Origin of the sequence: Erythrobacter sp., from assembly GCF_039988855.1 — a bacterium.
Taxonomy (GTDB): Bacteria; Pseudomonadota; Alphaproteobacteria; order Sphingomonadales; family Sphingomonadaceae; genus Erythrobacter.
Map to the genome: position 1 here is coordinate 95,336 of NZ_JBDXIY010000020.1, position 24,299 is coordinate 119,634.

Here is a 24,299-nt window from a genome sequence, read left to right on the forward strand (position 1 = left end):
AATTGGGGGTTAAGCCATGGATAACTTAAGCGATACGATCCTTGCGATCATGCTGGTCACGCTGCGATTGGGGCCCAGCATTGCTTTTGCGCCGCCGTTTACGCTGTTCCGCGTGCCGATCACAGTGCGCGTGCTGTTGTCCATCAGCCTTTCGATATGGCTCATCGTGGCGCGGCCCGAATTGGTTGCACGAGTGAGTGAGGCGGAGAGCTTTGTCCTCATGGTCTTTGGAGAGCTGTTGGTTGGCGTTGGCCTCGCACTTGGCCTTCAACTCGCTTTCGCGGCGATTGTTTGGTCGGGCCGAGCGCTCGATGTTCAGGCCGGTTTTGGCTTGGCGACGCTGGCCGATCCCACAACCAATGCCCGCATTCCGCTGGCGGGTACGATCTTGTCCTACGGGGCAGGGATTATCTTCTTCACCATCGGTGCGCATTACGATTTGATCGCGCTTTGGGCGGCGTCTTTTGATGCGCTGCCGATCGGGTATCAGCAGCTTCAACCCGATATTGGAGCCATCGCAAGCGTTCTATCCACGCTCTTTCTACTGGCGGTTGGCCTCGTTGGTGTGTCGATGTTGTCGATCTTTCTGACCGACCTCACCATCGCGTTTCTCAGTCGCACATTACCTCAGATGAATGTCCTTCTTCTGGGTTTCCAGGTGAAGGCGATGGTCATGCTGGTGACACTCCCGATCTGCCTCACCTTTGCCATGGGCATTTACCTGCGCATCATCCGGATAGCGGTGACTGAGCCCGCTGCCTTTTGGCAGGTGATCCCATGAGTGAGGGCGGCGAAGAGCAGAATAAGACTGAAGAGCCCACTGATTTCAAGCTCAAGAAGGCGCGCGAAAAGGGCCAGGTTGCGCGCGGGATGGATTTGGGCTTTGCGGCAGGTCTTATCGCGCTTGCGCTTGTTGCGTCTTTCCTCGGTCAGCAATTCGTCACTCAGGTCGCCGATTTGATGCAATTGACCTTTGCCACTGGCATCGATGGGCGAGGGGACGCCAATGAGGTTTTGGAATTGATCGGTTCGATCTATTGGTACCTTTTCCAGCCGCTCATCATCTTTGGCTGCATAGTTGGGATCATGCTGATCACGCTGGACCTTTTGCAATTGCGCGGGCTGATCTTCACCATTCACCCACTTAAGCCAGACTTTAAGCGACTAAATCCAGCCAAGGGTTTGAAGCGCATTTTCTCGCTTCGCATGGTGAAAGAGACGATCAAGAACATCGTCAAATTCACCACTTACACCGTTGCCGCCTATTTCGTCATCAGCACTGCGATTGAACAGTTTGGTATTCGCCTCGTTGATGCGAGCAAGCTCGCCATGACGATGGAGCAGGCGGGGCTGCGGATGCTGTATGCCTTCATTGGTTTTGCCCTGGTCTTTGCTGCGATTGACCAGATCATTGTGCGCGGTGAGTTCCGCAAACAGATGCGGATGAGCCGCCGCGAACTCACCCGCGAGACCAAGGACCGGGAGGGCGAACCGCGCATCAAGCAAAAGCGCAAAGAGCTGCACCAGAAAATGAACCAGCAGGCTGAGAATTTGGGTGCTGTTCCCGGCGCTGACATGGTGGTGGTAAACCCGGCGCATTATGCCGTCGCGCTAAGCTACGATCCTGCCGTTGATAGGGCTCCCAGAGTGTGCGCTATCGGGCGCGGATCGATGGCGCAGTTGATCAAACGCAAGGCTGGCCTTCACGCTGTGCCGATCATACCCAATCCGCCACTTGCAAGAGCGCTTTATGCCGATTGCCGGCCTGGTGGTGAGATCCCCCCAGACCATTATCGCAAAGTGGCGATCCATTATCGCCAACTACAAACTAAGGGCCTCCAAGAGAACAATCGGAGACCCCAGACTGAACTATTACAGCCGCAAACGGCTAGCTCGGAAAATCAAGCATGATTGCAAAACTGTTCAGCAATAACAAAGATCTGGCTCTCGTTTTCGGGACCTTGGCGATCCTGATCATCCTGTTCTCGCCCATTCCCCCTGCGGTTTTGGATTTTGCAATCATCGTGAACTTTGGCTTTGCCTTCACGATCCTTTTGCTGACCTTTTATGTCCAGAAGCCGGTTGAGTTTTCGACCTTTCCCTCGATCCTCTTGGTGGCGACGTTGTTCCGCCTTTCGCTTAACGTAGCGGCAACGCGGCTCATTCTGACAGGAGCCGATGCGGGTGAAGTGATCGATTCCATTGGCTCTTACGCGGTGCAGGGCAACTTCGTCATCGGCCTTGTGGTCTTCGTGATCCTCGTGGTTGTCCAATATGTCGTGGTCACCAGCGGTGCCCAGCGTGTGTCAGAAGTGGCCGCGCGCTTCACGCTCGATTCCATGCCTGGACAGCAGATGAGCATCGATGCCGATTTGAACCTCGGCATTATCACTCAGGACGAAGCAAAGGCGCGGCGCGAAGAGCTTGAGAAACAGGCGAACTTTTACGGTGCGATGGATGGGGCGTCGAAATTCGTCAAAGGTGATGCAATTGCTGGCGTGATTATCGTCCTTGTCGATATCATCGCAGGGCTTGTTGTTGGTGTGGCGCAGATGGGGATGAGCTGGGGCGAAGCGATGCAGCGTTTCACTTTGCTCACAATTGGCGATGGTATCGCAACCCAATTGCCCGCTTTGATTATCGCGGTTGCAACCGGTATTATTGTCACACGCTCAGCAGCAGATAAGCAGCTCAGCACTGAGATTTTCAAGCAACTCGCCTCTGTTCCGCGCATTCCTTTGATCGTCGCAGTAATCCTTGTGTTCATGCTGCTGCTCCCAGGCATGCCGAAATGGCCTATTGTGATCGTTGGCGCAGTGGCGTTCTTTGCTTGGTGGCGGATTCGCAAGAATGCGAAGCCGTCCTCTATCGAGGAAGACGACGAGGACGAGAACGACAAAGCGCTCAGCATCGATGGGCCAAATTCTCTCGAGCTGCGCCTTGGCTCTGAGCTGATGGAGACTTGGCAGACCCAGCAAGCGCTATTGCTCGACCGGATAAGCAAACAGCGCGAGTCTATTGAGCGTAACCTGGGCTTCTCCCATCCCAAAGTCTCGATCCTTGCGAATTCGGATTTGGGCGGGCTCGATTATGAGATTGCCGTTTATGGCGATGCTTATGGCAAGGGCATGGTCCATCCCGACCGTTTGCTCGCCCTAAAGCAAAACGACCGAACGGGGCCGATAGAGGGTATTCCGGGTAAGGACCCGGCCTATGGACTTGAGGGCTTTTGGATTGAGAAATCGCTGTCCGACACCGCGCGCCGTTCCGGCTACAGCGTGGTTGAACCAGAGGCCGTTGTGACGGCCCATATCAGCGAGGTTGTGAAGTCAGAGATTTCCGCGCTCATGACGCGCGCGGCGACGGTGGAATTGCTGGACCAAGTGCGTGGACGTCAACCGGGTCTGATTGAGGAGCTGGTGCCTAACATTATGACCGCCTCCGACGTGCAAAGGGTGTTGCAGAACCTTCTTCAGGAGCGTGTATCCATTGCCAATATTGACCTGATCTTGGAAACGCTTGTCGATATTGGTCGCCACACCAAAGAGCCCGCGGTTTTGAGCGAGCGGCTTCGCGAACATCTGGCGGTGTCGATCTGCTCATCCTTGCGCGGTGTCAATGCGGACCTTTCTGTTCTCAGCCTTGATCCGCGTGTCGAAAACCGCATTCTTGCCAATCTCGGCGAAGGCGGAAGCGAGAACTTGATTTCTTCTGATCCGCGTTTGGCAGAACAATTGCTCCAAAGCTTGGGGCCTATGGTGGACAATATGGTTCGGCAAGGGCGCAATCCAGTGCTCCTTTGCGCAAGTCCGATCCGGCGTGCCATGGTGCGGCTGGCACAGCGCACGATCCCGCATCTGTCTGTCATTTCGGTCGATGAAATCCCGCTTCGCACAGCGCTCAGCAGCTTTGGTATTGTCAAATTGCCCGAAACTTTGCCAGCTTAATTGGGTTAGCATCAATCGGCTGCCATAGGTGAGACAGCGTATGTCACGAGTAAGAAGAGAAGATAACCATGGATAATTCGGCAGCTGATCGCCTCAAAAGTCTCTCGCAGTTTCTGGAAAGCGATCGTGAGAACCCGGCGCTCTTGCGTGATGTTGCGGAAACCGCACTCGAGGCGAATGAATGCGATGTGGCCATACAGGTCTTTGAGCGCTTGAACGCAGTTGAACCTCTGGAAGGGGAGCTCGCCAATCTTGCCGGGATCGCGGCCATGCGCGCAGGTGATCAGTCCACCGCGCGCGAATGGTATGATGTGGCATCCAAAGACATGCCTGATGATGCGGGGGTGATGTTCAATAAAGCGTGGAGCCATGCACTTTCAGGCGAGTTTGACGCTAGCGTTGAGCTGCTTAACGAAGACGTGACCAAACAGCTTCCACAGGCGGCTATGCTCGATATGCAAATCGCACATGAGCGCGGCGAGTTTGAGGACGCTGAAGCCAAGATGGACGCCTATTTAGAATTGCACGCTGATTACCCTCCACTTGCTGCTGCTGCATCGGTCCTCGCGATGGATGTTTATCGGCCTGATTTGGCCCGTGAGGCGGCGCTCAAAGGAGGCGGACACCCGGATGCGGTCACAACACTAGGCACACTTGATCTGGGTGAATTCAAGGTTGATCAGGCAGAGGCTCAGTTCACGCAAGCCTTGGCCACCGGTCACAATAATCCGCGTGCGGAGATTGGACTCGGCCTCGTGGCTTTGGCGCGCAAGGATTACTCTGGCGCTGCTGCTTGGATCGACAAAGGGGCCGAGCAATTCGGCGATCACTTGGGTTCGTGGGTTGCTGCGGGATGGTCGTATCTTCTGGCCGATGACAAGGAAAAGGCGCGCGCGCGGTTTCAAAAGGCACTCAACACTGATGACACCTTTGGTGAAGCGCACGGCTCGCTTGCGATTATGGACATATTGGATGGCGATATGGAAGAAGGCCAACACAAAGTGCAGATCGCCCTTAGGCTAGATCGCGAGAGCTTCTCAGCTTCGCTCGCCAGCATTCTTATCGCCAACTCAAAAGGGCAATCCGAAACGGCACAGCGCATTCTTGATCGCGCCCTTCAAACGAGCGTCCTACCTAGTGGCGGAACTCTGGAGCAGGCAATAGTTACGGCGGCATTGTCCGACTAACTGTGCCTGATTGACGGACGTTGAGGCCAGGATAGAGCGGATTGATGCCATTACGCTGCAAGCCAGACAGCCCATTCAAAAGGTTCAACTCTTCACCCGAGGTCATTCGGCTCGTAGTGATGATGTACGTCCGCTTTCTGCTGTCATTGCGCAATGTGGAAGACCCGCTGTTTGAACGTAGCATCGACATCTGCCATGAAACTGTTCGAATGAGGTGAAACCGATTTGGTCCACTGTTCGCCGCTGACATTCGTTGCCAACGCATTTCAAGAATGAGAGGCATCCGCGTCAATTGGAGACGAGTTCGCGTTAGTCTGGCAGCGCTAGTCTGACAGCACCTCATTTAGACCCCGCAGATCTTAGTTGCATCTGTGTCGGGCGCGAGTTTGATCTCCGAAATACCGATTGAGGCAGGGGCCGCGCTGAAGATTGTCAGGCCTGTTTGCAGGCTGGAGAGATCAGCGCCTTGATCGGCGAAGCACGACAGGCTGATGCGGACTTCGCGCCATTCGGGTCCGCTCACCTCCACTGCTTGTCCATCACCGCATGGGCCGCCTTCACAGCCCATTCGCAATATCAGTCGGGCAGGGTCAGCGCCAAGGTTTTTGACAAAGAATGACAGCTCCATCGCGCCGTTGGACTGACGTGATAGGTCAACGGGATCGTGGGTTGCAAAGCGAACGACTTGACCACCTGATCGCCAGTCGATCCGCAATGAATCTTCTTGTGCTTCGCGGTCGGTTCCCGAAAAGGCGAGCTTCCCGCCATCCCAAGTCAATCCGTTCATGCGGGTTTGGTTTCGATCAACAATTCCATAGAGCGACCACGGCGTTGCCACTCTACCATCGGTGAAAAAGACATCTCCGCTCGAACTTGAACTGACTTCGACGCCTGAAATTTCGCTCAATTCGCCAAGATTATTCGAATCTTGCAGGCTTAAGCCATAACCGTACGCAAAAAGCGGATCATACCCATCCATGCCATGGTGAAGTACTGTTTGATCGGCGCTTCTAGGCCACGAGAAGGATAGCTTACCGGTAAAATCATAGCTTGGCTTAGTTTGGAACAGGAGGTCGGCAACCCCGCCTCCTTCGCTTCCTGGCAGCCAAGCGGCGACAAAAGCATCTGATGCATTAATTTCGGGATTTACCCAAAGCGGCCGTCCGGAAAGGAAGACAGACACAACCGGTTTGCCTTCGCCTTTGTACCGGTCGAGCAGTTTTGTATCGAAAGCGCCGTCATCGAAGTCGACATTTCCCCTGTCACCTTGGAATTCCGCATAGGCGTCTTCGCCGTAAACTGCGACAATGACATCGGCATCATGCTGACCGGTCCCTTCAGGATCAAAGATGACCGAACCACCATGCTGTTCAACAATGTTCTGAATGCCGGAAAGGATGGTTTCCCCGTTGGGAAATTCATCATTTGCGTGAACCCCGCCTTGCCAAGACAAGGTCCAGCCGCCTGACGCTTTGGCAATGCTGTTCGCACCATCACCAACGACGAGAACAGTCTGCGCGCCGGACAAGGGCAAAATCTGATTGCTGTTCTTTAAAAGGACTAGAGACTTGCGTACCGCCTCTCGAGCCAGGGCGCGGTGTTCTTCAGAGCCTAGAATAGAGGTGTCACCAGCCATCTGTCGCGAGCTTGGCTTCCCCCGATCGAACAAGCTGTAATGCAGTTTTACCCGCAAAATTCTGCGTACTGCATCGTCCAACCGCTCCATGGATATCCGGCCACTCCGAACATGATCAAGCGTGCTGTAATACAGACCTTTCCAGCTGTCCGGTGCCATGTACATATCAATCCCGGCATTGATCGCCTGCGGACAATCGGTGTTTGTGCAACCGGGAATTTGGCCATGGGCATTCCAGTCGCTGACCACAAACCCATTGAAGCCCATGCGGCCCTTTAATACATCCGTGATGAGGCCTTTGTTGCCGGTCATTTTGACGCCTTGCCAGCTTGAGAAACTGATCATCACAGTTTGAACTTGTGCCTCTAATGCAGGCAAATAGCCAAGTGCGTGGATGTCGCGCAGTTCTTCTTCGCTGATCGACGCATCGCCTTGATCGCGGCCACTATCGGTGCCGCCATCTGCGATGAAATGCTTGGCAGCTGAGAGGATTTTTCCCGCTGCCAAAAAGCCAGATGAACCGAAGTCGCCTTGCAACCCTTTGACGATTCGATCGGAGTAAGAGATCACCACTTCTGGTGTTTCTGAGAACCCTTCATACCCGCGCCCCCATCGGTCATCACGCGGTACAGCAAGCGTTGGTGCAAAGGTCCAATCATGCCCGGAAACAACCAGTTCACGGGCGGTTGCTTCCATAATGCGTTCGATAAGGTCGGGATCACGCGCTGCACCAAGTCCTACATTGTGCGGGAACACCGTCGCGCCAAGCAGGTTTGCGTGACCATGAACCGCATCGATACCCCAAATAACCGGGATCGCAATTTCAACGCCGTCAGGATCCCTTGAGGCTTCCCAATATTCATCAGCGAGTGAGAGCCAGCCTTGCGTATCGGCGTAAGGTAAAGGTCCCGGAGCGGAGTTTCCGCCGCTGAGAACAGAACCAAGACGGTACTCCTTGACCTCCTCTGGCGTGACCGCTCCTGAGTCCGCCTGGAGCGTCTGCCCAACTTTTTGCTCTAAAGTCATTTTTGCCAGAATGTCATCAATGCGCGCTTCTGTGGCAGGATCTAAGGGCTCACGCGGTATGGAGGGCCAAATTTCGGGGTTAACAGACCCCGGTTCTGGCGTAGCTGCTTCTGATGTTGCTGCGAGAGGAGCATCAGACGATGCAGAAGCCGCGGCCGGCCCATTTGTAACTGCACAAGCAGTCAATGCTGCAATTGTAGAAAGTGATGCAGTGCCCTTAGCAATTCTAGTCAGCATCGGATTCCCCCCTCTTTGGCGATTTGTTGTCTATATCGCAGCGATTTTTGACAAGGTTGTCAACCTTAGATTACTAGGATTTCAGGAGGATTTGGGAAAATGGTTTTGACACGGCGGGACTTTGTCATTGCAGGAGCAGCTACAGCGGCTAGCGCTTGCGCCAATACGAGTGTGGCTTTGCCTCTTGAGCAGTCCTCAATCGTCACCTTCGAGCCGTTTTCCAGCGAGTTTGCCAAAGTGATCGCGACTAAGGTTCCCGCGACCACGCTTGGCGAAGGCTATCGGTGGGCCGAAGGGCCAGCTTGGGATCACATCCGCCAAGCGCTCTATTTTACGGACGTTCCTACCAACCGAGCATATCGTTGGAGCAAAGAGGTGGGCGTTGAGGTCTTCCTTGATCCTTCTGGTGTTGCGCCAGAAATGGCCGGTGGGTTGCGCGAGGCAGGGGCAAATGGCTTGCTACTGTCCCGGGATGACAAACTCATCATTTGCAATCATGGAAAACGTGCAGTCGAAAAATTGGACTTAGATGAAGGCACCCGCGAAAGCATAGTCGCTGACTTCGAGGGTGCGCGCTTTAGCAGTCCCAATGATGTCATCGAGGCTAGCGATGGGACATTGTATTTCACTGACCCACCATATGGGCTCGAAGGGTTGGACAACTCTCCGATGAAGGAAACGCCCTTCAATGGTGTCTACCGATATTCAAAGACGGCGGGCCTTGCGCCGTTGGTGTCAGATATGACCTTTCCCAATGGCGTTGCTCTTACGCCCGATGAGAGAAGCTTGCTGATCGCGCAGTCAGATCCAAAGCACCCAATCATAAGAAAGGTCGATCTGCAAAACGGTTCTCAAGAGGCAGCCTGGTTTGATGCATCGCCCTACATGGTTGGACATGATGGCCTGCCGGACGGTTTGGCGGTCTCGACGACTGGACATGTTTTTGTCGCAGGACCGGGAGGCGTATTAGTTCTCACCTCTAAAGGGGAGTGCATTGGACGCATTGGAACAGGACGTGCCACGGCAAATTGTACCTTCGGTGGCGATGGACAGACCTTGTTTATCACCGCAAGAGATATATTGCTGAGGGTCGAGACCTTCGTTCGAGGAGTTGGCCGTTTCTGATTCCAGTTCATCTGCAGACACATCTGCGGCACCGAAACCGGCTCAGCGGGTCAAAACGACCACTGTCAAGCGGTTGGTGGGGTATGGAGTTGGAGACCTTGGTCTCAACATATATTGGCACAGCCTTTCATTGATATTGGTCTTTTGGTACGCGGAAGTCGTTGGCCTCGAACCCAAAGTCGCTGGGCTAATTTATGCCGCTGGGCTGTTTTGGGATGCAATTTCTGATCCGTTAGTTGCCTCTTTCGCTGCTGCAAATCGCAGCCGTTGGGGATCATACAGACCCTTCATTCTTTTTGGGAGCTTCGCATTAGGAGCCAGCTTTTGTCTGCTTTTTTGGAAGCCCCCTTTTGAAGGGGTCGCGCTGCTAATCGCTTTGCTCGGCTCTGGCATCCTGTTTCGCACTTGCTATACCATTGTCGCGGTTCCCTATTCTGCATTGTCCGCAAGAATTACCTACGACAGCAATGAACGCGCTGAGCTTTCCGGTGTCAGAATGTTCTTCGCCTTTTGTGGGATGCTCTGCGTCTCAAGTTTTTTCTTTCCGCTTAGCCGTTTGATTGGTGGTGATGAGAATAGCGCTGAGGGATTTCTGCTAACAGCGGGATTGGGTGCGATCGTTGCAACATCTGCATTGTTGGTGTGCTTTTTTTCGACACAAGAGAAAAGCGCGGTTGGGAAGGTCAGCGAAAAAACCAATTTTAGCCTGCGGACATTTGTCGATTCGTTTGTTCGCAACGATGCGTTGCGGTTTTTGATGCTATTATTGATCATTAACTCGGCGGCTGGTGCCTGCTTGTTTATCCCTATGGCGTTTTATCTAGAAGCAAACGGTCAGAGTTTTGCCAACAAAGAGGTCGTTCTCACGGGTTTTGCGTTGAGTTCGCTTGCCGGCACGCCATTTTGGACTGTTGTTGCGCGAATGTTGGGCAAAAAAGTGTGCTGGTCCATTGCTGGTGGCATGATGCTCTTATCTGGCGGCGCATTGCTTGTGTTCGGACCAATAATGATCGAAGGAATTCCCGTTCAGATATTGGCCTATGGGTTTGCAAACCCTGCGTTTGCGGTTGTCATTTGGGCCTTGATCCCAGACACGGTCGAATACGGCCAATATACCTATGGCCGAAGAGATGAAGGACCTGTGTTCGGTGCAAGCATGCTGGCGCAAAAATCTGCCAGCGCTTTGACAGGGCTAGGGGTGGGATATGTCTTGTCGGGCATTGGCTACGATCCAGCATTGGCAATTCAAACAGAATACACTGCGGCGAGGCTTGAACAATTCTTGGCAATTGCGCCGCCGCTTCTGATACTTGTGGCAGGCTTCGTAATTTGGCTATTGCCGCTTAGCCGCAATGTTCATGCGCGTATTGTGGACGAATTGGGAATTTGAGGGGGCGGTATTGACCAAGATGAAATCAGGTGGGTCAGCCAAGATGAAAGACGTCGCAGAGCTTGCAGGCGTCTCTATTAAGACTGTCTCACGAGTTCTTAACAACGAACCGCATGTGCAAGACAAGCTGCGCCGCAAAGTCAAAGAGGCGGTGGAACGCCTGAATTATGTGCCCAGTCAATCCGCAAGGTCGCTGAGGGGCAATCGCTCTTACGACATCAACTTAATCAGCCACTCTCGTAACAGCCCCTATATCAACTCAATCCAGTTCGGGGCGGTGATCGCCTGCCAGAAATTGGGGTATCAACTATCGATCAGTCTGTTTGAGGAATTAAACGGGAAGCCTATCGATGCCATTCGCGCGGCATTTGAAGCCTTGATGCTTCACCGCAAGCCCGATGCCGTCATGCTGGTCGCGCCATATGCGGGAAATGAGAAGATTGATTACGTGCTTCAAGAGCTCGGCATTCCTGTGGTTCGCATTGGCCCTGTAGACATCTCGCATCGAGGCGTTTTGGTCGAAATCGATGATCACAAGGCCTCGATCGAACTAACGCAGCACCTGATTGGATTAGGGCACAAACGCGTGGGTTTTGTGCGGGGCATTGAAGATCAGCGTGCTACGCATGTCCGCTATTCAGGGTTCTGTGTTGCAATGGACGCAGCAGGTCTTAGCGTCGAGGAAAGCCTGGTGCGTAAAGGCGAATTTGATTTCGAATCGGGTTTTGAAGCTGGCGAGTATTTCATAGGGTTGGAAGCGCCGCCAACTGCGGTGTTCTGTTCCAACGATGATATGGCCGCAGGTGTGGTTTCCGCCTGCACGGTGAGCGGCGTGAAAGTGCCTGAAGAGATGTCAGTTGTAGGTTTTGACGATGCAGACGTAGCCACGAGAATGCGGCCTCTGCTGACGACAATCCGTCAACCGCTTGACGAATTGGGAGCGCTTGCTGTTCGCGAACTCATTGCGCAGCTTAATACCAATGGAAAGGCCGAGCCAAAGCGTATTGTACTCGGACACGAGTTTATCGAACGAGACACAACAGCACCTTCGCCGGTAGACTAGTCTGTTAGCGAAGCAAAGCTTCGCCCCAGCGAGGCGAGGGCGTCCTGAGGATTGTCATGTTCAACATAAAACCGCTCCATCCCCGCAGTTTGTGCATGCTCAAAAATGGAAGTAAAGTCGATAACCCCATCGCCAACCGGTACCATTTCGCCTTCGGCAGTGCTGTCTTTTATATGGCAAGATGTGAAGCGACCGGGGGCTTTGTTGAAAAGCTCCACTGGATCGACTTTCGCAAGGTGCGCCCAGAAGAAATCGAGTTCTAATGTGACCAATTCAGAATCGGTTCGATCAAGCAGAATGTCATATCCAGTCGTCCCATTGTCTTCGATGAATTCAAATTCGTGGTTATGGTATCCGATTTGAATTCCCGCCGCTTTGGTCTCTTCACCGCGCGCATTGAGCAGGTCAGCAAGGGCACGATACTTATCGAGTGTGCGTTCTTCCTCGGGAATCCATCCAAGATACATCTTGTCCTGACCCAATGTCTCGGCGATCTCCAGGTCTTTTTCCAGACCGTCTCTCAGCGCGGGCAGGCGGATGTGTGCAGAGCGCGAGACCAAACCCAGATCGTCCATCATCATGCGGACATCTTTAGGGTCGTGCTCGAATAAACCAGCGGTCTCACAGTCTTTATAGCCGATCTCTGCAAGCGCATTAAGAGTCGCTCGGGCATCTTTCTCAAACAACTCTCTCACGGTGTAGAGCTGCAAGCCGAGGATCCCATCAAAGACACGTGTGGGCTTATCTGAAGCCGATTGCGTCGGTTCATTGCAGCCTGCCAATGCGAGAGCTGATGCACCAATGGCGCTTCCAAGAAATTGCCTACGGGCAATCGCTGCGATGCTCATTAAAGCGTCCCTTCTTTCATCTTCTGTGCGGCGTAGTCGACTGCACGCGCAGTCAATGCCATGAATGTCAGTGACGGGTTTTGGCAGGCGACCGAGGCAAAGGCAGAGCCGTCGGTTGCAAACACGTTTTCCACCTCATGGCACTGGTTGAATGCGTTGAGCACCGAGGTATTTGGATCATGACCCATGCGTGCCCCGCCCATTTCGTGAATACAATGCCCGGGGATCGCTTCATTCTCGAACGGTTCAATTTCGGTTGCTCCTGCCGCCCTGAGCATTGCCACTGCATCTCGCTTCATGGCGACTCGCATCTTCTGCTCATTCTCGCCCCAACGAACGTCCATGTGCACTTGGGGGATGCCAAGGGGATCGACTTTGTCAGGGTGCAGGGTGACGCGGTTATGAGCTTTCGGCAAATGTTCGCCAAAGGCTTGCAGTCTCAAGTACCATTGGCCGGGTTGGCGTAGTTCCTTCTTAAGCCCGTCGCCAAATTCGCTCCCGCCCAGTGAACGCGTCCATGAAGGACGACCGCTGTTGCCTTGATACCCAAACCCACGCAGGAATTCGCCATCTGTCTGGTTATTGAGATTAGAATAACGAGCGACATAAATGCCGTTCGGTCGCCTTCCAGCGAAATAATCCTCTTCGAAGCCCGGCATTTGACCAACCGCGCCAATCCGCGTGTGGTGATCCATAACATATCGTCCAAGAACACCGCTCGAGTTGGCGAAACCGTTTTGGAATGTCTCGGAAGTCGAGTTGAGCAGAACCTGCAGGGTTCCGATTGTTGATGCGCACAGGAATATGACTTTGGCCGTGATGTCCTGTCGCTCTTTGGTCTGGCGGTTGACCACCCGCACGCCGGTCGCGCGCTTGGTGCCCGGGTCGTAAAGGATACGCTCAACCATACTGTCTGGCTGAATGGTCAAATTGCCCGTGCGTTCGGCTGCGGGTAGAGCGCCTGCGACGCTGGAGTAATAGCCTCCAAAAGAGCATCCGCGTTCGCATTCGTTGCGAAATTGGCAGCTCCCCCGGCCAAGCGACAATTGCTCTTCAGTTGGTTCTGTGAGGTGTGCCGCACGGCCAATCATGACGCGCCGGTCGGGAAACTTGTTCTCGATGCCATTTTTTGCCGCTTTCTCGACACAGGTCATATCCATGGGCGGCTGGAAAATGCTGTCAGGAAGCTGGGCTAGACCCTCGTTCGAGCCGCTAATGCCAACAAACTTCTCAATATGTTCGTACCATGGGACGAGTTCATCGTAGCGGATGGGCCAGTCCGTTCCATTTCCGTCGGCTTTGTTTGCGCCAAAATCCGTATCGCTCCAGCGATAGCTTTGACGCGCCCACATAAGCGATTTGCCCCCGACTTGGTCTCCTCGTAGCCAAGCGAACGGTGCGTCCTCGGCTTCGGAATATGGGTTTTCTCGGTCGTTGATGAAGAAGTTCCGTGTGCTTTCGCGGAAGGCATAGCAAGTGCGCTGTTTGTAATAGTCGCTATCGATCAAATTTGGATCGACGCGGTCGCGGAACTGCATGTCCCAGGGCTCTTTGTTCTCGCCCACATAATCGACCGATCGCTCGGTTTTCTTTCCTCGTTCAAGGACGAGCGTTTTCATCCCGCGTTCGCAAAATTCCTTCGCGGCGATACCACCCGACATGCCGGAGCCGACAACGATGACATCAAAAGTTCCGTCTGCAGACATTCGTTTTTCCTTCAATTCCGGGACGGATCAAACGCCACGATCGAGCCAAGCTTTGCCAACTTCTTCGAGCGGCTTGCAGGCTTCGTAGCGACCGGGGATCTCCTCATAGGCAAGCTCTTGCGAGGCCTCTTCCGAGGTATAGAATCCGAATATGATCATCTCGCGAAGCTGTCGCCAAGTGGCACGGCCGGGAGCCGCTTCGTTACCGGCCTCGAGTGCTTCGAGAAGCGTGTCTTGCTCTTCGGGAGAGGCATTCGCGAAGCCTCCTACAGCCAGCTCCGCAATACTTGTAAGACCTCTTACAAAATCACTTTGTTGGTCTTCGCTGAAGTGCGTGTCGAATACTGAGGAAATGTACCCTGGCACCTTTGCCGCTATCGCGCCCGATGTATCGGTTTCTGGGATCACCCTGTCTGAAATTGCGCCGATCAATGACATTTGATCTTCGAGCGTTGCAGGCAGCGTGCTGCATGCTCCAAGGCTTGCAAAAGTAGGAAGCGCAACGCCAATCCCGGCGATTTTAATGGTCCGGCTAAGCAGTGAGCGGCGGTCCATAGAGGCGGTATCGATCATGGCTGAATTCGCTTTGCTTTGGATTTGATCAGGTCTTCCTGTGCGGCTCGGCGCATTCGATCGAACAACCAAATCGCGCCAAATATCACCAAGAGCGGGAAGGAAAGCTGTGCCACGAACTCGAACGCTTGCGGAGCGGCCTGCGCTTCGATCAGTTGCAACTGTGCGGCGGTCTCCTGAGTGCCCGCTTCGCGCAAAGCTGCCAAGTTGGTTTGACCACCTGCAGCCTCTGCCATGGCTGCATCATAATGACGGCCAAGAACGGGCAGTAGGAAGTTTATCGTCAAGGCACCGGCAGAGCCGATAAGGCCAATGAACCAACTGCCTCCTCGCGGATAGCGTTCAGACACAGACGCCATCATGGTTGGCCACAAGAGGCTCACCCCAAGGCCCCATATAGTGGCTGCGAGAATAACCATGGCGGGTGATTGCACACGGGCCATCATGAATAGGCCGACTATCGCCAAGAGACTGCAAATCCAAAGGACACCGGCATTAGTGAACATTCGTGAAAGCGGACCTGCAAAATGCCGCATGATGAACATGACACCAGCCACATAGACGAGCAGCAAAACAGCGTTGAACCCAACCTTGGCGGACAATGCAGCGTTGATCCAAGCCCCTGGCCCCAGTTCAAGCGAAACCGTAAGAAGCATTGCGCCAAGCCAAATCAGGAATGTTGGGGCCCGAATAATTTCAAGCAACATGTCGCCAAGAGAGATCCCAACAGCGGCGCGTTCAGTCGGCGGGAATTGAACTCGATAGGAGAGCAAGAGAACCCCCAAAGCCGGGACGATTGCCGTTGCCATGGCAAGGCGCCACGGAATTTCAAAAGTGCTGACGCCAAACCCAATCAAGCCTCCGACTACGATCCCTGCTGGCCACCATGCATGAAGCACATTCAGGCGGTGGGTTTTGTCCTTGGGGTAAAGCGCGGTGGTCATGGGATTAACTGCCGCTTCCATTGCTCCCCATCCAACCCCTTGGATTAGAAAGCCTGAATAGAAGAGGGTCTGTGCGGTTTCAGCTGTCGCAAACGAGCTTCCGCTCACCGCGAGCAATACGCCTGCCAAGAAGCAAATACCTGCTCCTCTCAACACATTTCCAATTCCAACGGCATCGAGCAGTGGACTTGCTGCGAATAGCGTTATTGCAAAACCAAGAAACGCTGCGCCAAGTGCCGATCCAATAGCTTCTCCCGGATTGGAGACACCCGCATAGACATCTGCGGTCATTTCTCCCGTCAACCCTACACGAAGCGCAAACAACATTGCGGCGGTGAACAGCGTTAACACGCCAATCCAGAATAGTTTTCGACGTTGGTATGGTTCGGCGCCTGTCATGTTTCCGTCTCCCATATGCGAACGGCCTATTTGGCTCTATTCGCTTTGTGCGATCCCAAGGACCCGTGCGTTGTTCGCGTGATCGGTTTCACCTCCGGCAAAATCGTCGAAAGCGTATTCGGTTGGTGTGATGATATGATCTGCAATAAATGGCGCGCCTTCTGCCGCGCCTTGCTCTGGATGCTTGTAACAGCATTCCCATTCAAGAACGGCCCATCCATCAAACCCGTAGTGCGTGAGCTTGCTGAAAATCTGGCGAAAATCGACTTGGCCATCGCCGAGAGAGCGGAAACGTCCGGCGCGGTCCTGCCAGCCTTGATATCCGCCATAGACCCCTGTTCTGCCATTGGGCAGGAACTCTGCGTCCTTTACATGGAAGGCTTTGATCCGGTCGTGGTATAGGTCAATGAAATGGAGGTAATCCAGCTGCTGCAAAACGAAGTGGCTTGGATCGAACAATATGTTGGCACGCGGGTGATCGCCTGCAGCGTTAAGGAACGCCTCAAAACTGGCACCATCATGCAAGTCTTCGCCAGGGTGGATTTCATAAGCGACGTCCACGCCGTTATCTTCAAACACATCAAGGATCGGGACCCAGCGTTTGGCGAGCTCTTTGAAGCCGGCTTCCACCAGTCCAGCCGGGCGTTGCGGCCATGGGTAAACCAGATGCCACATCAATGCGCCTGAAAAGCTAGCGCAGGTATTAAGGCCCAATCGCCGTGAAGCGACTGCGGCCTTTTTCATCTGATCGACCGCCCATTCCTGACGTTCATTTGGATTGCCATGCAGGTGGGTCGGCGCAAACGCATCGAACAAATCGTCATAGGCGGGATGGACTGCAACCAACTGCCCTTGCAGATGGGTGGACAGTTCTGTGATTGTGAGGCCACGCTGTGCACAGCGGCCCACGAGTTCATCGCAATAGTCTTGGCTTTGCGCCGCAAGATCCAAATCCATGCAGCGAAGGTCGTTGGCCGGGATCTGAATACCCTTGTAGCCGAGCGAAGACACCCAGTCACAGATGTGATCAAGATTATCGAACGGTGCTTTGTCGCCCATAAATTGAGCGAGCAGAATAGCTGGGCCTTTGATTTCCTTCATGTCAACAATCCTCGCAGATCAGGGCCCTTTGAAGGCTCCTTGATATCGTGCCACGCGCCATGCTCTTGGGAGCTAGAAACAGCCGCTTCGAGGAATGCCATGCCGCGCAGAGCCTCTGCGATTCCTGGAACGCCATATGATGCGGGGCGCGCGCCGGCGCGGATGGAGCGAGATAACTGACGATAGATATTGGCAAAAGCTTCGAGATATCCTTCCGGATGCCCTGACGGCAGCCGGCAGCGCTCCAACGCTTGGCTACACAAAGGCTTGTCGAGCCCGGCGCGGTGCGTGATCAAAGTTCCGTCACCCCTTCGTTCAATGAGCGAATTCGGCTCCATCTGGCGCCATTCCACGCCGGCATTTTCGCCATAAATGCGGATGGTCAGTTCATTCTCATCGCCTGCGCACACTTGGCTAGCTATAAGGACACCAGTGGCCCCGTTATCCATTTCAAATCTGGCGTCGCCATCATCATCCAACAATCGGTCGGGGAAGTGTGCATTCAACCGGGCTGACAAGCGTGTCATGCGCGAGTTGCAAATGAACTCTACCAAGCTGTGGGCATGGCTTCCAATATCGCCAAAGGCACCTGCAGGACCAGAGCGTTTGGGATCGGTTCGCCATTCCGCCTGCTTGCTACCTGAAAGTTCAGCTTGCGATGCCAACCACCCCTGAGAATAGTTCACAATGATCTTGCGGACAGGCCCAAAGGCGTTCTGCGTCGCAATATGCCGCGCTTGCCAAACCATTGGATAGCCAAGGTAAGTATGCGTCAGGGCATAGCTGCCATTTGATTGTGCTAGAGATTCTGCAAGACCCTCTACTTCGCCAAGGCTGACGCCTGCCGGTTTGTCCGAGATTACAGAAAACCCATTTGCCAATGCTGCTGTCGCGATTGGAACATGGGTGTCATTGGGTGTGACAATGGAAACGCATTCCAATGCCGCTTCAGAAGTGCCGGGCATACTGCACAGTTCTGCTTCAGCGCACAGCATCGCGTCCACATCCGCGTAGCATCGGTATTCTGGCATGCCCAATGACCGACCTGTTTCAATTGAATTGTCGTGCTTCCTGCTAAAACTGCCGCATACGAGGATGCATTCTCCATCCAGCCGCAATGCACGGCGGTGCACCGCTCCAATGAATGCGCCATTGCCACCTCCGACCATGCCTATTCGCAAAGGCGAGAATGTCATCCGAACCCCTCTCAACCAGACAAATCTTGTCTTACGTTGTCAATTAGGTATTACCAAAGTGATGTTTGCGTCAAGGCGGCTTGGGAAAAACAACTCAAACACCAGATGAGAACTATTGACAGCGCTTGCGGCAATAGGGTCATTGTGCGGCACACGGGGAGTGAGATCTTGAATTCTGGCGCAGGCCCAAAACGGATCGAAAACGTTGTCGTTGTCGGAGGCGGAACAGCGGGATGGATGACGGCTGCTGGATTGGCGAGTATGCTGGGTTCGACAGGGTTGTCGGTTACGCTTGTAGAATCAGAGGCGATCGGGATCGTTGGCGTTGGTGAGGCAACTCTGCCGCATATCAAGTTCTTCAATGACACTATCGGTGTAGACGAAGCTGAGTTCATGCGGGCAACCAATGCGACGTTCAAGCTTGGCATTGAATTCGTAAATTGGGGGCGAAAAGGGGACAGCTACATCCATCCATTTGGCGAGTTTGGGCTGCCCAATGAAGGTGTGGCGTTCCATCAATATTGGCGTAAATTTGCTGATGCTCCGGGCGTGGGTCCGTTGGAAGACTACTCATTGCCTGTTGTGGCGTGCCGTGGGGCCAAGTTTCAGCCACCTAGTGATGACCCGCGATCGGTATTGTCTACCTATCGTTACGCCTATCAATTTGATGCGCTAAAATATGCGCCATTCATGCGAACGCATGCAGAGGCGCGCGGCGTTTCGCGCGTCGAAGGGAAGGTGGTGGACGTCGTTCTTGATGGCGAAAGCGGAGACATTGGTTCCATCACCCTTGAGGACGGGCAATCCATTTCCGGCGATCTGTTTATCGACTGCACTGGATTTTTTGGGCTGCTGATCGAGCAGGCATTGCAGACCGGCTATGACGAATGGACCAAGTGGCTTCCTTGTGACAGGGCCGTTGCTGTGCCATGCGAACATATGGGGCCATTGCTACCCTATACCCGGGCCACCGCTGAAGAGGCCGGATGGCGTTGGCGCATCCCTTTGCAGCACCGCACGGGAAACGGACATGTCTATTCAAGCGCTTTCATCAGTGACGATGATGCGCAAGAAACATTAGTCCGCAATCTCGAAGGCCCAGCATTAGCAGACCCGCGACTCTTGCGCTTTGTGACCGGTAAGCGCCGCAAATTGTGGAACCGTAACTGTGTAGCAGTTGGTCTTTCTGGTGGCTTCCTTGAACCACTGGAATCGACAAGTATCTATTTGATCCAAGAGGGAATTACGAAGCTGCTTGAGTTGTTTCCGGTTGATGCGGAAAACAACGTCGAGCGCGAGGAATACAATCGGCGTATGGACCTGGAATTTGACCGGATTCGGGATTTCCTGATCCTGCACTATCACGCAACAGAGCGGGACGATTCAGAGTTCTGGAACTATATGCGAACAATGAACGTACCAGACACTCTGAAAGAGCGAATGGAGCTGTTCGCGGCGACTGGTCATGTGTCTTCTTATGATCATGGGCTCTTCTTGATCCCCAGTTGGATCGCGGTTCTGATCGGACAGCGCCGGCTGCCTGATGCATATGATCTGAGGGTGAACCAGGCTTCAGATAGCGATGTTGCGGCTCAATTGTCTGGTTTGAGGCGGCATATGGCCAAGGCTGTTGCATCCATGTCGGGGCATGCAGATTACCTTACCAAGAATGCGATGATCGAGCGTGCGCTATGAGTGCGCGCCGTGTGATCATTCGCGGGGAAAGCCTGCGAGCAGCAATTGCAGGATCACTTGTGGCGCGTGCTTGTTCTGGACTGAATTTAGAAGTCCATATTGAATTCTTGCCGTTGCAGATGAGAACGGAGGCGGGGGAAGGAGAGACCTTCGTGCTTCGCCCGGACGTCCATCGCTTTCATGGCGAGCTAGGTTTGGATGCAGCGACGTTGCATAGTTTGCCGCATGCGGCTCCTTGTTTTGCTGTGACGGCAGGTTCGTCATCAGGTGAAGCCTCACTCCCGTTTGCGAACTTTGGACAAGCAAGGGCAGGAATTGAATTTCACCAGCTTTGGACCCGCGCAAGCGGAGCGGGACTTCAGCCTGACCTGCTCAAGTTCTCGCCCTCCATCGCATTGCAGAATGCGGCTGAGTCAATGGATCTGAGGAAAGCGTACAAACTTTCATTGCCCTTTGGATTGACTTTGCCGACTGCCCATTATGCTGATCTTTTGATGGCGCTTGCGAAGCAGGCGGGAGCATTTGTCCACGATGGGTTAGGTAAACAAGTCACAGACGCAGACCTAATAATTGACTGCTCGCCAACGGGTGCAGCAAACGGCTGGTCTGCCAACAGGCTCGCTATTGCCGAAATTTCGGGCGTGCCGGGGTTGGAATGGCAGTACCTTTATCAGAATTCAAAACGTGCTGTTTCCCTGGGAATAGGGTCGCTCGAGTGTGATGCCGCGCGCAGTGAGTTCAACCGCCTTACGAAAGAGGAAGTTGAACGGATTGCCGATTTCCATGAATTGTTAAAGCGAGATGATCTCCAAGAAACCACTCGGCCTGCGCTCAAGCGAAAGATTGATGTTTTTGAGGCCTGCGGCAGAATTCCAATGGAGGACTATGAAGTTGCCCAGCCTTGCGAATGGCTAGCGGCGCTTTGGGCCCGAGGGTTGCGACCGCGGCGGTGTGACCGGCGCGCTGAAGCCTTGTCTTTGGCGGAGTTGAGGCAATTTCTGGACAAGCTCCGCGAACAGGTGAACGCGATAGAAAGTGGGGCGGCGTTACGATGACAGATCGGGTGGTAAAGAAAATAGTTATTGCGGGCGGAGGCACCGCCGGATGGATGACAGCGGCGGCGCTGTCGAAATTCACGGGCCGTGCAGGAATTGATCTGTGCCTGGTCGAATCTGAAGCTATAGGCACAGTTGGTGTCGGAGAGGCCACTATTCCCCCCATTAGTGGTTTCAACGCGCAACTTGGCATTGACGAAAACGAATTCGTTCGCGCGACGCAGGCCACTTACAAGCTTGGCATTGAGTTTGTGGATTGGGGTGGCCTCAATGAACGGTATTTCCACCCGTTTGGCACTTATGGGTTTGAACTTGAGGGGATCAATTTCCATCAGTTTTGGACCAAGGCGAGGCTTAACGGTGAGCATCATTCGCTTGACGAATATTCGCTCAATGCCCTGTGTGCCTATCAGGGCAAATTCATCCGTCCAGAGCCCGATCATGGCGCTGTTGTTGGCCGGTTGGCGTACGCATTTCACTTTGATGCGGGCCTTTATGCAGCATTCCTTCGACAGATCGCGGAAATCAACGGTGTTAAACGTATCGAGGGCAAGATCGAGAAAGTCGTTCGCGGCAGCGAAAGCGGCTTTGTCGATGCGCTTATGCTTGAAAGTGATCGGCGAATTGAAGGTGACCTCTTTATCGACTGTACCGGATTCCGTTCACTTCTCACGAAAGGTGAAGCCGGAGGGCAATTTGTCGATTGGGCACACTGGTTGCCTGCTAACCGCGCGGTAGCAGTGCCATGCGAGCGGATCGGTGACCCGCAGCCTTTCACCCGTTCCACAGCACGATCAGCCGGGTGGCAATGGCGCATCCCACTTCAGCACAGGACTGGTAACGGTCATGTGTATTGCGATGAGTTCATGTCAGCGGATGAGGCCGAGACTATCTTGCTCGACAACCTCGATGGCAAGCCATTGGCGGGAGCCAATCATTTGCGATTTCGAACCGGTCACCGTGAGCATTTTTGGGTTGGAAATTGTGTTTCGATCGGTCTGTCAGCTGGGTTTTTGGAACCTCTTGAATCTACCAGTATCCACCTCATTCAATCAGGCATTGCCAAACTTATCTCGCTCTTCCCGCGAAAGGTGAACAGTCCGCGCGAGCAAAACGAATACAACCGCCTGATGCGTGACGATTTTGAGCATATCCGGGATTTCCTGATCTTACATTACAAGGCGACCAAGCGGGCAGGCGATCCGTTTTGGGATTATGTCCGCGAAATGGGAGTGCCCGACAGCCTGACCCAAAAGATGGCATTGCTTCGCGAGAGCGGTCGCTTCTTCAAATACGACGCGGAACTCTTCGACTTAACCAGCTGGCTTGCGGTGGCTGAGGGTCAAGGCTGGGGACCGGAAGGATACAATCCTATGGTCGATGCGCTTAGCGACAAGAATCTTGGCCAAAGCCTTGGGAATATGCGGGGGGTCCTTGCTAAGACGGCGGCGGCATTGCCCACACACCAAGCCTTTATCAAACGGTATTGTAAGGCACCGCCGGTGGCATTTGAGAGTACGCGATGATGAACCCGCATCTGTTTAAGCAGGTTGTGATTGTTGGTGGCGGCACTGCCGGATGGATGGCGGCTGCGGCATTAAGTCATATGCTTGAAGGGTCGCCGACCAAGGTTGCTTTGGTTGAATCGGAAGAGATCGGGACGGTTGGCGTCGGCGAGGCGACGATCCCGCCGATCATTGCGTTTAATGAAATGCTGGGCATTGACGAGAACGAGTTTGTTAGCGCCACCAACGCAACATTCAAGCTTGGCATTGAGTTTGTCGATTGGGCGGAGTTGGGGCAAAGCTACATCCATCCATTCGGCGATTTTGGGCGCGATTTTGATGCGATCCCTTTTTACCAATATTGGTTTGAACGCGCGCAAACAGGTAAGCGCGATGACCTTTTTTCTTACTCAATGATGGTCGAGGCAGCGCGGAAAAAAAAGTTCATGCGTCCGCTTAAAGATAGACCCCAGTCAGCTCTTGCAGACATCAACTACGCCTTTCAATTTGATGCAACGCTGTATGCAAAATTCCTTCGCAGTTTTGCCGAAGACAAAGGCGTTGAGCGGATTGAAGGTAAGATCATCGAGGTCAAGCAATCGCCAGAGACGGGGAACGTCGTTTCTCTTCGCACGGACAAAGAACAGACGATCAGCGGTGATTTTTTCATCGATTGCTCTGGATTTAGAGGGCTGCTGATCGAACAAGCCTTGCAGGCCGGGTATGAAGATTGGTCTGAATGGCTTCCATGTGATCGAGCGCTTGCGGTACCGACAAAGAAGAGTGAGTATCCTGTTCCCTACACGCGGGCCACGGCGCGCGAGGCAGGCTGGCAGTGGCGCATTCCTCTCCAACATCGCACCGGCAATGGCTATGTCTATTGCAGCAAGTTCATTGATGATGACAAAGCGTGTGAGGCGTTGCTTGCAAATCTTGATGGGGAGCCATTGGCAGATCCTAAAAAGCTCCATTTTCTGACGGGGCATCGCAAAGTGTTTTGGAAAGGCAATGTCCTATCCTTGGGGCTTGCGGCTGGATTTATGGAGCCCTTGGAATCGACCAGCATCCATTTGGTCCAGACCAGTCTTGCTCGGCTGATTACGCATTTCCCAGATCGCCGCCTCAACCAGGCTGACATCGATGCATTCAATGCGCGTACTTTGCGCGAATATGAGCGGGTTCGCGACTTTCTCGTGCTCCACTACACTGCGACTGAACGTAGTGACACGCCGTTCTGGCGTCATTGTCAGACTATTGATCGTTCGCCGGACTTAGAGCGCCGGATTGCGCAGTTCGAAGCTAGTGGCCGAGTTTTTGAAGAAACAGGTGATGTGTTTGGCACTGCAAGCTGGATTGCTGTGATGCACGGGCAAGGCGTTGTGCCAGAAGGCACCAACCCTTTGCTTGCAAAAGTTGATCCGCGCAGGATTGATTCGGTCGTTGGCAAAATTGGCGCAACCATCTCAGCAGCGGTGGAGCAAATGCCGACACACGAAGAGTTCATCACAGAACACTGTGCTTCCCGCTCGGTGTGAAAGAGGAAATGTTGCGTTCGCGCATCACTTTTCCAGAGCATATCGAGACCGGTTGACAAGGTTGTCAATTTCTAGTCAAAGAATGGTTGAGGTTAAACATGCCGGGGAGCATGTACATATGGGAGGGTATT

19 protein-coding genes are annotated in these 24,299 nt (G+C 53.7%); 12 read left to right on the forward strand and 7 right to left on the reverse strand.

Translation table 11 applies throughout. The features are described 5' to 3' along the window. Positions 1 to 16 precede the first annotated feature (16 nt). The 4 genes from ABJ205_RS15620 (at position 17) to ABJ205_RS15635 (ending at position 5,134) form a co-directional block, all read left to right on the forward strand. On the forward strand, positions 17 to 781 hold the full coding sequence (locus tag ABJ205_RS15620) for a flagellar biosynthetic protein FliR (RefSeq protein ID WP_348157817.1): 765 nt from the start codon (positions 17 to 19) through the stop codon (positions 779 to 781). Continuing rightward, positions 778 to 1,911, forward strand: a complete 1,134-nt coding sequence (locus ABJ205_RS15625) for an EscU/YscU/HrcU family type III secretion system export apparatus switch protein (protein WP_348157820.1) — start codon at positions 778 to 780, stop codon at positions 1,909 to 1,911. Before ABJ205_RS15620 ends, ABJ205_RS15625 begins: the two co-directional genes overlap by 4 nt. Continuing rightward, on the forward strand, positions 1,908 to 3,947 hold the full coding sequence (locus ABJ205_RS15630; RefSeq protein ID WP_348157823.1) for a flagellar biosynthesis protein FlhA: 2,040 nt from the start codon (positions 1,908 to 1,910) through the stop codon (positions 3,945 to 3,947). The genes ABJ205_RS15625 and ABJ205_RS15630 overlap by 4 nt, the downstream gene beginning before the upstream one ends. Positions 3,948 to 4,015: 68 nt before the next feature. Further along, a complete protein-coding gene (locus ABJ205_RS15635; protein ID WP_348157826.1) occupies positions 4,016 to 5,134 on the forward strand; it encodes a tetratricopeptide repeat protein in 1,119 nt (372 codons plus the stop codon). Between the two features lie 343 nt (positions 5,135 to 5,477). Here ABJ205_RS15635 and ABJ205_RS15640 read toward each other — a convergent pair whose 3' ends face one another. After that, positions 5,478 to 7,796 carry an exo 1,3/1,4-beta-D-glucan glucohydrolase gene (locus ABJ205_RS15640; protein ID WP_348157828.1) on the reverse strand — a complete coding sequence of 773 codons (2,319 nt, stop codon included), beginning with the start codon at positions 7,794 to 7,796 and terminating at the stop codon, positions 5,478 to 5,480. A 58-nt stretch (positions 7,797 to 7,854) separates the two neighbouring features. Between ABJ205_RS15640 and ABJ205_RS15645 the strand changes: the two genes are divergently transcribed. The 4 genes from ABJ205_RS15645 to ABJ205_RS15660 all read left to right on the forward strand — a co-directional run bounded on the left by ABJ205_RS15645 (position 7,855) and on the right by ABJ205_RS15660 (position 11,611). After that, positions 7,855 to 8,142: a hypothetical protein gene (locus ABJ205_RS15645; RefSeq protein WP_348157831.1), complete on the forward strand. Its 288-nt coding sequence runs from the start codon at positions 7,855 to 7,857 to the stop codon at positions 8,140 to 8,142. Next, positions 8,133 to 9,158: an SMP-30/gluconolactonase/LRE family protein gene (locus ABJ205_RS15650; RefSeq protein WP_348157834.1), complete on the forward strand. Its 1,026-nt coding sequence runs from the start codon at positions 8,133 to 8,135 to the stop codon at positions 9,156 to 9,158. The genes ABJ205_RS15645 and ABJ205_RS15650 overlap by 10 nt, the downstream gene beginning before the upstream one ends. Positions 9,159 to 9,234: 76 nt before the next feature. Further along, entirely contained in the window at positions 9,235 to 10,548 is a 1,314-nt protein-coding gene (locus tag ABJ205_RS15655) for a glycoside-pentoside-hexuronide (GPH):cation symporter (protein WP_348157836.1), read from the forward strand. Positions 10,549 to 10,567: 19 nt separating this feature from the next. After that, complete coding sequence (locus ABJ205_RS15660) at positions 10,568 to 11,611, forward strand: LacI family DNA-binding transcriptional regulator (protein ID WP_348158068.1); 1,044 nt, start codon at positions 10,568 to 10,570, stop codon at positions 11,609 to 11,611. On the opposite strand, the gene ABJ205_RS15665 is transcribed toward ABJ205_RS15660, so the two are convergent. Genes ABJ205_RS15665 through ABJ205_RS15690 form a run of 6 tightly spaced genes read right to left on the reverse strand, consistent with a single transcriptional unit; the run spans position 11,608 to position 18,378 of the window. Then, a complete protein-coding gene (locus ABJ205_RS15665) occupies positions 11,608 to 12,459 on the reverse strand; it encodes a sugar phosphate isomerase/epimerase (RefSeq protein WP_348157839.1) in 852 nt (283 codons plus the stop codon). The two genes, ABJ205_RS15660 and ABJ205_RS15665, sit on opposite strands and share 4 nt — an antisense overlap. Beyond that, complete coding sequence (locus tag ABJ205_RS15670; RefSeq protein WP_348157842.1) at positions 12,459 to 14,165, reverse strand: GMC family oxidoreductase; 1,707 nt, start codon at positions 14,163 to 14,165, stop codon at positions 12,459 to 12,461. The genes ABJ205_RS15665 and ABJ205_RS15670 overlap by 1 nt, the downstream gene beginning before the upstream one ends. Before the next feature lie 27 nt (positions 14,166 to 14,192). Further along, positions 14,193 to 14,738, reverse strand: a complete 546-nt coding sequence (locus ABJ205_RS15675) for a gluconate 2-dehydrogenase subunit 3 family protein (RefSeq protein WP_348157845.1) — start codon at positions 14,736 to 14,738, stop codon at positions 14,193 to 14,195. After that, a complete protein-coding gene (locus tag ABJ205_RS15680; protein ID WP_348157847.1) occupies positions 14,735 to 16,081 on the reverse strand; it encodes an MFS transporter in 1,347 nt (448 codons plus the stop codon). The genes ABJ205_RS15675 and ABJ205_RS15680 overlap by 4 nt, the downstream gene beginning before the upstream one ends. A 36-nt stretch (positions 16,082 to 16,117) precedes the next feature. Next, positions 16,118 to 17,182, reverse strand: a complete 1,065-nt coding sequence (locus ABJ205_RS15685) for a sugar phosphate isomerase/epimerase (protein ID WP_348157850.1) — start codon at positions 17,180 to 17,182, stop codon at positions 16,118 to 16,120. After that, positions 17,179 to 18,378 carry a Gfo/Idh/MocA family oxidoreductase gene (locus ABJ205_RS15690; RefSeq protein ID WP_348157853.1) on the reverse strand — a complete coding sequence of 400 codons (1,200 nt, stop codon included), beginning with the start codon at positions 18,376 to 18,378 and terminating at the stop codon, positions 17,179 to 17,181. Before ABJ205_RS15690 ends, ABJ205_RS15685 begins: the two co-directional genes overlap by 4 nt. Before the next feature lie 168 nt (positions 18,379 to 18,546). Between ABJ205_RS15690 and ABJ205_RS15695 the strand changes: the two genes are divergently transcribed. Genes ABJ205_RS15695 through ABJ205_RS15710 form a run of 4 tightly spaced genes read left to right on the forward strand, consistent with a single transcriptional unit; the run spans position 18,547 to position 24,168 of the window. Beyond that, positions 18,547 to 20,073: a tryptophan halogenase family protein gene (locus ABJ205_RS15695; protein ID WP_348157856.1), complete on the forward strand. Its 1,527-nt coding sequence runs from the start codon at positions 18,547 to 18,549 to the stop codon at positions 20,071 to 20,073. Further along, complete coding sequence (locus ABJ205_RS15700) at positions 20,070 to 21,128, forward strand: tryptophan 7-halogenase (protein WP_348157859.1); 1,059 nt, start codon at positions 20,070 to 20,072, stop codon at positions 21,126 to 21,128. The genes ABJ205_RS15695 and ABJ205_RS15700 overlap by 4 nt, the downstream gene beginning before the upstream one ends. Further along, positions 21,125 to 22,654: a tryptophan halogenase family protein gene (locus ABJ205_RS15705; protein ID WP_348157862.1), complete on the forward strand. Its 1,530-nt coding sequence runs from the start codon at positions 21,125 to 21,127 to the stop codon at positions 22,652 to 22,654. The genes ABJ205_RS15700 and ABJ205_RS15705 overlap by 4 nt, the downstream gene beginning before the upstream one ends. Next, on the forward strand, positions 22,651 to 24,168 hold the full coding sequence (locus ABJ205_RS15710; protein WP_348157864.1) for a tryptophan halogenase family protein: 1,518 nt from the start codon (positions 22,651 to 22,653) through the stop codon (positions 24,166 to 24,168). The genes ABJ205_RS15705 and ABJ205_RS15710 overlap by 4 nt, the downstream gene beginning before the upstream one ends. Positions 24,169 to 24,299: the final 131 nt, after the last annotated feature.